Source organism: Pantoea sp. WEP, from assembly GCF_041678305.1.
Classification (GTDB): Bacteria; Pseudomonadota; Gammaproteobacteria; order Enterobacterales; family Enterobacteriaceae; genus Pantoea; species Pantoea dispersa.
Genome location: NZ_JBGNXB010000001.1, coordinates 3,835,450 through 3,846,726, shown reverse-complemented (window position 1 = coordinate 3,846,726; position 11,277 = coordinate 3,835,450). Strand labels below are relative to the sequence as shown.

Genomic DNA, 11,277 nt, shown 5'->3' with positions numbered 1-11,277 from the left:
AATTTTCAGCTTGTGACGGAAAAATTAGCGGAAACGAAAGATTTTACGCTGAGGCGAGGCGGCAGGCAGGAGGAAAGGAAGGAGCATACACGAGTATGTGACTGACTTTGCGAGGGCGGCCAACGCGGCATCAGTGAAAAAGATTCGTTTCGCGCACCAGAATTTGCCTGGCGGCAACAGCGCGGTGGTCCCACCTGACCCCATGCCGAACTCAGAAGTGAAACGCCGTAGCGCCGATGGTAGTGTGGGGCCTCCCCATGCGAGAGTAGGGAACTGCCAGGCATCAAACCCGTAAAGAAGCCCCGGACGAGAGTCCGGGGCTTTTTTACGTCCGTACTCCGGCAAATTTCCCGCCAAAAACCTCCTCCATAACGACTTATTTAACCCTGAAAAAATTCTAACGCGCTCTTTTCCCGACCTTATTGCTGCTGCTCACCGCGCGGCGCTCGCGGCTATTGCCGTTCAATGCTGAAACATTTTCATAAACCGCATGAAGACTCGACATCCAGCGGCAGCCAGGCTAATCTCGGGCATCTGGATGTCTAAACGTTTATATGGTTATCAGCAAGAGGTCAGCAGGTTATGCCAATCAGGATCCCCGACGAATTACCGGCAGTGAATTTTTTGCGTAATGAGAATGTCTTTGTCATGACCTCATCGCGCGCCAGTGTTCAGGAGATTCGTCCGCTTAAAGTGTTGATCCTTAACCTGATGCCTAAAAAAATTGAAACGGAAAACCAGTTTCTGCGCCTGCTCTCTAACTCGCCGCTGCAGATCGATGTCCAGCTGTTACGCATCGACAGTCGCGAGTCGCGCAACACACCAAGCGAGCATCTGAACAACTTCTACTGCAACTTCGACGATATCGCTAACGATAACTTTGACGGCCTGATTGTCACCGGCGCGCCGCTGGGGCTGGTTGATTTCAATGATGTTGCCTACTGGCCACAGATTCAGCGCGTGCTGCACTGGGCGAAAGAGCACGTCACTTCTACCCTGTTCGTTTGCTGGGCGGTGCAGGCGGCGCTTAACATCCTGTATGGCATTCCTAAACAGACGCGACAGAACAAGCTGTCAGGCGTCTATGAGCATCAGATCCTTCATCCGCACGCGCTGCTGACGCGCGGTTTTGATGACAACTTCCTGGCACCGCATTCACGCTATGCTGATTTTCCCAGCCAGCTGATTCGTGACTACACCGATCTCGAGCTGTTTGCCGAATCAGAGAGCACCGGTGCCTATCTGATGGCGAGTAAAGACAAACGACTGGCGTTTGTCACCGGCCATCCGGAATATGACGCTCTCACGCTGTCGGGGGAGTACCATCGGGACTACGAGGCCGGCCTGCACCCTGAGGTACCGTTCAATTACTTCCCGCAGGACAACCCGGAATTGCCGCCGCGCGCCACATGGCGTAGCCACGGCAACCTGCTGTTCTCCAACTGGCTCAACTACTACGTCTACCAGATTACGCCATTCGATCTGCGCCACATGAATCCAACGCTCGAGTAAAACGCCTGCTAACAACGCGTTTAAACCTGCCGTGACAGCCGCGTGTTGTCGCGGCTTTTTTTTGCCTTTTTTCTATGATGGAACGTATTGCCTTTATTTCGTGAGATTAAATTACAGTTAAATCAGGCAAATAAAATCAAATAAACACTAAAATGGAAATAGTTTTTGAAATTAAAATAAAAATGATTATGCTCTGATCTTGCCGGTTAAAAAACACCCTACAGCCCGATCCTGTCGTTAGAAAAAGGATCAAACCAGGAGGCAGCCCGCATGACAGACACGGTTATCAGCCCGACACTGACCTTTAGCCAGCCCTTTACCCACGCGGAAAAGCAGCTGCTCACGCCCGAAGCCATTGATTTCCTGCACTCGCTGGTAGTGCGCTTTGCACCCGAGCGCGAGCGTCTGCTGAAAGCGCGTCAGCAGCGCCAGCAGCGCTACGATCAGGGGGCGTTGCCAGACTTTGATTCGGAAACCGCTTCCATTCGGCAAAGTGACTGGCAGGTGAGACCCATTCCTCAGCTGTTGCGCGATCGCCGCGTCGAAATTACCGGTCCGCCAGATCGCAAAATGGTGATCAACGCGCTGAACGCTAACGTCAAAGTGTTCATGGCCGATTTTGAGGATTCGCTGGCACCGACCTGGCAAAAACTGCTTGATGGTCAGCTGGCGCTGCGCGATGCGGTTAACGGCACGCTGAGCTTCACCAGCGAAAACGGCAAGATCTACCAGTTACGATCCGATCCGGCGCTGCTGATGTGCCGGGTTCGCGGCTTACATCTGGATGAGAAGCATGTTGAGTGGCGCGATCGGGCCATTCCCGGTGGGTTATTCGACTTTGCGCTCTATCTGTTTCATAACGTCACCGCGCTGCTGGAGAAGGGTCACGGTCCGTGGTTCTATCTGCCGAAAACCGAGCATGCGGCGGAAGTGGCATGGTGGCGGGAAATCTTCCGCTTCAGTGAAGATCGTTTCGATCTGCCGCGCGGCACCATCAAAGCCACGGTACTGATCGAGACGCTACCCGCGGTATTCCAGATGGATGAGATCCTGTGGGAACTGCGCGATCACGTGGTTGGCCTCAACTGTGGTCGCTGGGATTACATCTTCAGCTACATCAAAACGCTGGGCCAGCATGGTGACCGCATTCTGCCGGATCGTCAGCAGATCAGCATGGACCAGCCGTTCCTCGAGGCTTATTCGCGCCTGCTGATCAAAACCTGCCACCGGCGCGGTGCGCTGGCGATGGGCGGCATGTCGGCGCTCATCCCAGCCAAAGACGCTGAACGCAACGCCTGGGTGATGCAGAAAGTGCAGGAGGACAAAGCGCGTGAAGCGGGCAACGGCCATGACGGTACCTGGGTCGCACATCCCGGTCTGGCGGATATCGCCATGGCGGAGTTTGACCGTCAGCTGGGCGATCGCCCCAATCAGCTGCACGTCAGTCGTGAACAGGATACGCCGATCACCGCCGAGCGCCTGCTGCGCCCGTGCCGTGGTCAGCGCACCGAAGCCGGAATGCGCGCCAACATCCGTGTTGCGCTGCAGTATCTGGAAGCGTGGATCAGCGGCAATGGCTGCGTGCCTATTGATGGGCTGATGGAGGATGCCGCTACCGCGGAGATTGCCCGCACCTCCATCTGGCAGTGGATTCACCACAAGCAAATCCTCAGCGATGGTCAGCTGGTGACCGCCGCGCTGTTCGAACAGTTTCTTGATGAAGAGCTGGCGGCCCTGCGCCACAGCCTGGGTGACTCGCGCTTTGACGCCGGTCGCTATGAAGATGCGGCTGCGCTGATGGCGCAAATCACCACCGACGAACAACTGGTTCCTTTCCTCACCCTGCCGGGCTACCGCCTGCTGCCATGACTCTGGAGATACTGCTATGTCAAATCGTACCCAACAGATCGCTCAACTGGAAAATAGCTGGCTGGCATCACGCTGGCAGGGCATTACCCGTCCTTACAGCGCCGAAGAGGTCATTAACCTGCGCGGCTCCGTTAATCCCGCCTGCACGCTGGCGGATCGCGGCGCGAGAAAGCTGTGGGCACTCCTGAACGGTGACGCGCGCAAAGGCTATATCAACAGCCTCGGTGCCCTGACCGGCGGACAGGCGGTGCAGCAGGCGAAAGCCGGCATTGAGGCGATTTATCTCTCTGGCTGGCAGGTGGCGGCCGATGCAAACCTGGCCGGGCAGATGTATCCGGACCAGTCGCTGTATCCGGTCAATTCGGTGCCAGACGTGGTGGAACGTATCAACCAAAGTTTTCAGCGCGCCGATCAAATCCAGTGGGCGAGCGGACTGTCGCCGGACGATGACGGCTTTATCGATTACTACCTGCCGATTGTCGCCGATGCGGAAGCCGGATTTGGTGGGGTGCTCAATGCTTTTGAGCTGATGAAAGCGATGATTCAGGCCGGTGCCGGCGCGGTGCACTTTGAAGATCAGCTGGCGGCGGTGAAGAAGTGCGGGCACATGGGCGGCAAGGTGCTGGTGCCGACGCAGGAAGCGATTCAGAAACTGGTGGCGGCGCGGCTGGCGGCCGATGTGATGGATGTGCCCACGGTGCTGATTGCACGCACCGATGCCGACGCTGCCGATCTGATTACCTCCGATTGCGACGAGCGCGATGCGCCGTTTATTTCCGGGGAACGGACCGCTGAAGGCTTCTTCCGCACCCATGCCGGTATCGAACAGGCGATAGCCCGTGGCCTGGCGTATGCGCCGTATGCCGATGTGCTGTGGTGCGAAACTTCCACGCCGGATCTGGCGCTGGCGCAGCGCTTCGCCGAGGCGATTCACGCGCAGTATCCCGGCAAGCTGCTGGCTTACAACTGCTCGCCTTCGTTTAACTGGAAGAAGAATCTCGACGATCGCACCATTGCCCGCTTCCAGCAGGCGCTGAGCGAGATGGGCTACCGCTTTCAGTTCATCACTCTGGCCGGCATTCACAGCATGTGGTTCAACATGTTCGACCTCGCACACGCTTATGCGCAGGGCGAAGGCATGCGCCACTACGTGGAAAAGGTGCAGCAGCCGGAATTTGCCGCACGCGAACGCGGCTACACCTTCTCTGCGCATCAGCAGGAAGTGGGCACCGGTTATTTTGACCGCATCACCACGGTGATTCAGGGCGGCAGCTCGTCGGTCACCGCGCTGACCGGCTCCACCGAAGCCGCACAGTTCTGATCAGCGTACTCGCGGTGCGCAGCATGGCGCACCGTTTCACTGGCTCACGCTTGCCGGAGATTGCCGATGTCACCGAGAGAATCCCTTATCGCCCACACGATTCTGCAGGGTTTTGATGCGCAGTACGGCCGCTTTCTCGATATTACCGCAGGCGCGCAGCAGCGCTTTGAACAGGCGGACTGGCAGGCGGTGCAGCAGGCGATGAAAGCGCGTATCCATTTGTACGACCATCACGTCGGGCTGGTCGCCAATCAGTTGCGCATCCTCAACGAGATGGCCGACTGGGATGACGCTTTCTGGCTGCGGGTAAAAAGCCACTATGCCACGCTGCTGCCGGGCTATCCGCGTCATGAAATCGCCGAAAGCTTTTTTAATTCTGTCTATTGTCGCTTGCTGGGGCACAGCCACTTACTGCCTGAGCGGCTATTTATCCTGCCGTCACAGCCGTACGCGCCCGCGCCGCCGGCGCAGCGACCGCTGTCGCGCCTGTACCGGCCGCAGCACAGCTGGCATGAGACGCTGCGTCAGGTATTGAATGACATTCCCTTGCGGCTGACGTGGCAGGATCAGACGCGCGACATCGGCTGGATTGTGCGCCATCTGCACGAGCAGTTCAGCGCGGCACAGCTGGCCAATGCCACACTGGACGTCGCCAGCGAGCTGTTTTATCGCAACAAAACCGCCTGGATTGTGGCGCGGCTGCAGCTGAGCGCGGGCGAGATCGTGCCGTGTCTGCTGCCGATTCAGCGCGATGACGCCGGCCGGTTGTGGATCGATACCTGCCTCACCGACAGCAATGACGCCAGCATCGTGTTTGGCTTTGCCCGCGCCTATTTCATGGTGTACGCGCCGGTGCCAGCCGCGCTGGTGGCCTGGCTGCAGCCGATTTTGCCGGGCAAAACCCTCGCCGAGCGCTATATGGCGATTGGCTGTCAGAAACACGGTAAAACCGAATGCTATCGCGAATATTTAGATTACCTGGCGCACAGTCAGGAAGCATTCACCATCGCGCCCGGCGTGCGCGGTATGGTGATGCTGGTATTTACGCTGCCTGGTTTTGATCGGGTATTTAAGGTGATTAAAGATCGCTTCGCGCCGCAAAAAGAGGTGACGGATGCGCAGGTGCGCGCCTGTTACCGGCTGGTCAAAGAGCATGACCGCGTCGGGCGCATGGCTGACACCCAGGAGTTTGAGCATTTCGCCATCCCACTCGCGCGCATTCCGGCGGCGCTGATGGCGGAATTTGAGCGCGAGATTCCGGAAAAAATCGAGCTGCGCGATGACGTAGTGATCATCCGCCACTTATGGCTGGAGCGTCGCATGCAGCCGCTTAACCTGTGGCTGATGCAGGCGACGCCGGAACAGCGCCAGCACGCCATTGAGGAATACGGTGATGCGATTTGTCAGCTGGCGGCGGCCAATATCTTCCCCGGCGATATGCTGTTTAAAAACTTCGGCATGACGCGCCATGGCCGCGTGGTGTTTTACGACTATGATGAAATCCGCCCGATGACCGAGTTGGTGTTCCGCGATGTTCCGGCGGCGCGTTACGAAGAGGATGAGCTGCAGGCCGAGCCGTGGTACAGCGTCGGGCCGGATGATGTGTTTCCGGAAACTTTCCGCTACGCGCTGTGCAGCGAACCGGCGACCGGAAAATTGCTGCAGGCGCTGCATCCGCAGTTGTTCGATCCCGGCTGGTGGCGCGCACTGCAGGCGCGGATCCGTGCCGGGCATATTGAAGAGGTGATGGCGTGGCGCGCCGGACAGCGTTTCAGCGCGCGCTACGCGTCAGTGGCCGCCTAGCGGCCTGCATAGCTCAGCGTCACCTGTTTCGCCGCGCGGATCACCAGCGCCCCGAGCTCGGTAATGCGGTCGTCGGTCATACGCGCCAGCGGGCCGGAGATGGAGATGGCGGCAAACGGTTCGCCGTGTTCATCATAAATCGGTGCCGCCACACAGCGCAGGCCGAGCGCGTGCTCCTCGTCGTCGTGCGAAAAACCCATCTTACGGATCAGCGCCAGATTCTCCTTCAGGCTATGCGGCGACATCAGGGTTTTCGGCGTGTAATGATGTAATCCCTTCTGATGCAGCAGGGCGGTGACCTGATCATCGCTAAGGTGAGCGAGAAACGCTTTGCCGGCACCGGACGCATGCATCGGCAACTTGCCGCCAATCGGCGCTGACATGCGCATCAGCTGGGTGCACTGTACCTGGTCAATAATCACCGCCTGATAATCACTGAGATCCAGCACCGCCAGATTCACGGTTTCGCCAGCTTCTTCCATCAGCCGGCGCAGAATCGGGTGCACAATCGCCAGCAGATTGCGGCTCTGCAGAAAACTGCTGCCGACCACAAAGGCATGAGCGCCAATGGTCCATAAACCGAGGTCGCCCACCTGATGCACAAATCCCTGCAGCTGCATGGTGGTCAGCAGGCGATGAGTGGTGGAGTTGGGAAGCCCGGCCTGTTGCGCCAGCTCGGTCAGCGCCACGCTACCGTGTGATTCGGCAATCAGCTCCAGCAAACGCAGCCCGCGCGTCAGAGATTGTACCTGGCCGCCGGCAGGGGCACTGGCCGCCGGAGCCGTACGGGGTTTTTTGCCGCGTTTCGCGGGCGCAGGGGTTGCCATAACATCTCCACAGTCATTGCAGGTATGGAAACCATTTTCGTTTTTAATGGTATGAATGCAAACGCTGGCTGACTGGTCGGATCTGCTGGTCATTTTGCCGCCGGTGGCCGCAAACGGGTGACTTTTGCTCATTTGAAAGTTGTGCCAGTATGACTGGCTGGCATTTAGCCAGCGTAATGACGTGGATGGGGCAAGAGTGAGCAATAAAACCGCAACGCTACAGCAGCAGCTGGCACAACGCATCATGATTCTGGACGGTGGCATGGGCACCATGATCCAGAGTTACAAACTGGATGAGCAGGATTTTCGCGGCAGCCGCTTCGCTGACTGGCCGTGCGATGTGAAAGGCAATAATGACCTGCTGGTGCTGAGTAAGCCGGACGTCATTCGCGAAATCCACGATGCTTACCTGGCGGCTGGTGCGGATATTCTCGAAACCAACACCTTCAACGCCACCCCGATTGCCATGGCCGACTATGAAATGGCCGCGCTGTCGGCGGAGATCAACTTCGAAGCGGCGAAACTGGCGCGCGCCTGCGCCGACGCGTGGACGGCAAAAACGCCCGATCGCCCGCGCTACGTTGCTGGCGTGCTCGGCCCGACCAACCGCACCTGCTCGATCTCGCCTGACGTCAACGATCCCGCGTTTCGTAACATCACCTTCAATCAGCTGGTGGACGCCTACCGCGAATCGACCCATGCGCTGATTAGCGGCGGTGCTGACATCATCATGATCGAAACGGTGTTCGATACCCTGAATGCCAAAGCGGCGATCTATGCGGTACAGAGTGAGATGGAAGCGATGGGCGTGACGCTGCCGCTGATGATCTCCGGCACCATTACCGATGCGTCAGGCCGTACGCTCTCCGGCCAGACCACGGAAGGATTCTACAACTCACTGCGCCACGCGGAGCCGCTGTCGTTCGGCCTCAACTGCGCGCTTGGCCCGGACGAACTGCGCCAGTATGTGCAGGAGCTGTCGCGCATTGCCGAAGGCTATGTCAGCGCCCACCCCAACGCCGGTCTGCCGAATGCCTTCGGCGAATATGACCTTGATGCGGCGACGATGGCGGCGCAGATTGGCGAGTGGGCGCGCGCCGGTTTCCTCAACATTATCGGTGGCTGCTGTGGCACCACGCCGCAACACATTGCGGCGATGGCGGCAGCGGTCGAGGGCGTGCCACCGCGGCCGCTACCGGAAATAGCCGTCGCCTGCCGTTTGTCTGGCCTCGAACCGCTCAATATTCAGGCCGATTCACTGTTCGTCAACGTGGGTGAGCGCACTAACGTGACCGGCTCGGCCAAATTTAAGCGCCTGATTAAAGAAGAGAAGTACAACGAAGCGCTGGACGTGGCGCGCCAGCAGGTGGAAAACGGCGCGCAGATTATCGATATCAATATGGATGAAGGCATGCTGGACGCGGAAGCGGCCATGGTGCGCTTTCTCAACCTGATTGCCGGTGAGCCGGATATCGCGCGTGTGCCGATCATGATCGACTCCTCGAAATGGGAGGTGATTGAAAAAGGCCTGCAGTGCATTCAGGGCAAAGGCATCGTCAACTCCATCTCGATGAAAGAGGGCGTCGAGCCGTTTATTGCGCACGCGCGCAAAGTGCGGCGCTACGGCGCGGCGGTGGTGGTGATGGCGTTCGACGAAGTGGGCCAGGCGGACACCCGCGCGCGCAAAATTGAGATCTGCCGCCGCGCCTACCAAATCCTCACTGAAGAGGTCGGTTTCCCGCCGGAAGACATTATTTTCGACCCCAATATCTTTGCCGTGGGCACCGGCATCGAAGAGCACAACAACTACGCGATGGATTTCATCGGTGCCTGTGAAGACATCAAACGCGAACTGCCGCATGCGATGATCTCCGGCGGCGTCTCCAACGTGTCGTTCTCGTTCCGCGGTAACGAACCGGTGCGCGAGGCGATTCACGCGGTGTTCCTCTACTACGCCATCCGCAACGGCATGGACATGGGCATCGTCAACGCCGGTCAGCTGGCGATTTATGACGATCTGCCGGCGGAGCTGCGCGATGCGGTTGAGGACGTGATCCTCAACCGGCGCGACGATGGCACCGAGCGACTGCTGGCGCTGGCGGAGAAGTATCGCGGCAACAAAGGCGAGGGTGAGCAGGACAAGCAGCAGGCCGAATGGCGCAGCTGGGACGTGGTGAAGCGGCTGGAATATTCGCTGGTGAAAGGCATCACCGAGTTTATCGAGCAGGACACCGAAGAGGCGCGCCAGGCCGCGGCACGGCCGATTGAAGTCATTGAAGGGCCGCTGATGTCCGGCATGAATGTGGTCGGCGATCTGTTTGGCGAGGGCAAAATGTTCCTGCCGCAGGTGGTGAAATCGGCGCGCGTGATGAAGCAGGCGGTGGCCTACCTCGAACCCTTTATCCAGGCGAGCAAAGAGGCCGGCCGCAGCAACGGTAAAATCGTGCTGGCGACGGTAAAAGGCGACGTGCACGACATCGGCAAAAATATTGTTGGCGTGGTGTTGCAGTGTAACAACTACGAAATCATCGACCTGGGCGTGATGGTGCCGGGCGACAAAATCCTGAAAACCGCGCGTGAGGAAAACGCCGACATCATCGGACTTTCCGGCCTGATTACCCCGTCGCTCGACGAGATGGTGAACGTGGCGAAAGAGATGGAGCGCCAGGGCTTTACGCTGCCGCTACTGATTGGCGGGGCCACCACCTCGAAAGCGCACACGGCGGTGAAGATTGAGCAGAATTACAGCGGCCCGACGGTTTATGTGCAGAACGCCTCGCGTACCGTCGGCGTGGTCTCTTCGCTGCTGTCGCCCACGCTGAAAGAGGCGTTCGTGGCGCGCACGCGTAAGGAGTACGAGACCGTGCGGATTCAGCACGCGCGTAAAAAGCCGCGCACGCCGCCGGTCACGCTGCAGGCCGCGCGCGATAATCATTACGTCATTGACTGGCAACGTTACACGCCACCGGTGGCGCATCGTACCGGCGTCAGCGTAGTGGAGGCCAGTATCGATACGCTGCGCAACTACATTGACTGGACGCCGTTTTTTATGACCTGGTCGCTGGCCGGCAAATATCCGCGCATCCTGGAAGATGAGGTGGTGGGCGAAGAAGCCACGCGGCTGTTTGCCGATGCCAATGCGATGCTGGATAACCTCAGCGCGCAGAGTACGCTCAGGCCGCGCGGCGTGGTCGGTATTTTCCCGGCTAACCGGGTTGGCGACGACATTGAAATCTACCGTGACGAGACCCGGCACGAAGTGCTGTGCGTCAGCCATCATTTACGTCAGCAAACGGAAAAAACCGACTTCGCCAACTACTGTCTGGCGGACTTCGTGGCGCCGAAATCCAGTGGTAAAGCGGATTATCTCGGCGCGTTTGCCGTCACCGGCGGGCTGGAGGAGGATGCGCTGGCGGCGGCGTTCGACCAGCAGCACGATGATTACAACAAAATCATGGTGAAAGCGGTGGCGGATCGCCTGGCGGAGGCGTTTGCCGAATACCTGCATGAGCGCGTGCGTAAGGTGATCTGGGGCTATGCCGCCCATGAAAATCTCAGCAACGACGAGCTGATTCGCGAAAATTACCAGGGCATTCGTCCGGCGCCGGGCTATCCGGCCTGTCCGGAACACACTGAGAAGGCACAAATCTGGCAGCTGCTGGATGTGGAGCATCACACCGGCATGAAACTGACCGAATCTTTTGCCATGTGGCCCGGTGCCGCGGTGTCCGGCTGGTATTTTAGTCATCCGGAGAGTAAATATTTCGCCGTGGCGCAGATTCAGCGCGACCAGGTGGAAGATTACGCGGCGCGTAAAGGCATGAGCGTCAGCGACGTGGAACGCTGGCTGGCACCGAATTTAGGCTACGACGCGGATTGATGAATTGCCGGCGCAGAGCGCGCGCAATCAAATGTGCCCTATTGTTTGCGCAATAAATTGCGCCG

6 protein-coding genes and 1 rRNA gene are annotated in these 11,277 nt (G+C 58.5%); 6 read left to right on the top strand and 1 reads right to left on the bottom strand.

What is annotated here, in order from left to right:
* Positions 1–166 precede the first annotated feature (166 nt).
* The 5 genes from rrf (at position 167) to aceK (ending at position 6,505) form a co-directional block, all read left to right on the top strand.
* Positions 167–282 (top strand): 5S ribosomal RNA (gene rrf, locus ABVR31_RS17960).
* Positions 283–582: 300 nt separating this feature from the next.
* A complete protein-coding gene (metA, locus tag ABVR31_RS17955; RefSeq protein ID WP_031279798.1) occupies positions 583–1,512 on the top strand; it encodes a homoserine O-succinyltransferase in 930 nt (309 codons plus the stop codon).
* 270 nt (positions 1,513–1,782) lie between these two features.
* A complete protein-coding gene (gene aceB, locus ABVR31_RS17950; protein WP_058757600.1) occupies positions 1,783–3,381 on the top strand; it encodes a malate synthase A in 1,599 nt (532 codons plus the stop codon).
* Positions 3,382–3,397: 16 nt separating this feature from the next.
* Positions 3,398–4,702 (top strand): isocitrate lyase, encoded by a 1,305-nt coding sequence (gene aceA, locus ABVR31_RS17945; RefSeq protein WP_372773737.1) that lies wholly within the window; start codon positions 3,398–3,400, stop codon positions 4,700–4,702.
* Positions 4,703–4,768: 66 nt separating this feature from the next.
* Positions 4,769–6,505: a bifunctional isocitrate dehydrogenase kinase/phosphatase gene (aceK, locus tag ABVR31_RS17940; RefSeq protein WP_372773735.1), complete on the top strand. Its 1,737-nt coding sequence runs from the start codon at positions 4,769–4,771 to the stop codon at positions 6,503–6,505.
* Here the strand turns inward: aceK and iclR are convergent.
* The gene (gene iclR, locus ABVR31_RS17935) at positions 6,502–7,332 is read right to left on the bottom strand and encodes a glyoxylate bypass operon transcriptional repressor IclR (protein ID WP_372773733.1); all 831 of its coding nucleotides are present in this window, start codon (positions 7,330–7,332) and stop codon (positions 6,502–6,504) included. The genes aceK and iclR overlap by 4 nt on opposite strands.
* Before the next feature lie 196 nt (positions 7,333–7,528).
* Here iclR and metH point away from each other — a divergent pair, with 196 nt between their 5' ends.
* On the top strand, positions 7,529–11,212 hold the full coding sequence (gene metH / locus ABVR31_RS17930; protein ID WP_372773731.1) for a methionine synthase: 3,684 nt from the start codon (positions 7,529–7,531) through the stop codon (positions 11,210–11,212).
* Positions 11,213–11,277: the final 65 nt, after the last annotated feature.

Coding starts and splice junctions, on each gene's coding strand:
- metA (WP_031279798.1), top strand. CDS start 583: ATGCCAATCAGGATCCCCGACGAATTACCGGCAGTGAATTTTTTGCGT.
- aceB (WP_058757600.1), top strand. CDS start 1,783: ATGACAGACACGGTTATCAGCCCGACACTGACCTTTAGCCAGCCCTTT.
- aceA (WP_372773737.1), top strand. CDS start 3,398: ATGTCAAATCGTACCCAACAGATCGCTCAACTGGAAAATAGCTGGCTG.
- aceK (WP_372773735.1), top strand. CDS start 4,769: ATGTCACCGAGAGAATCCCTTATCGCCCACACGATTCTGCAGGGTTTT.
- iclR (WP_372773733.1), bottom strand. CDS start 7,332: ATGGCAACCCCTGCGCCCGCGAAACGCGGCAAAAAACCCCGTACGGCT.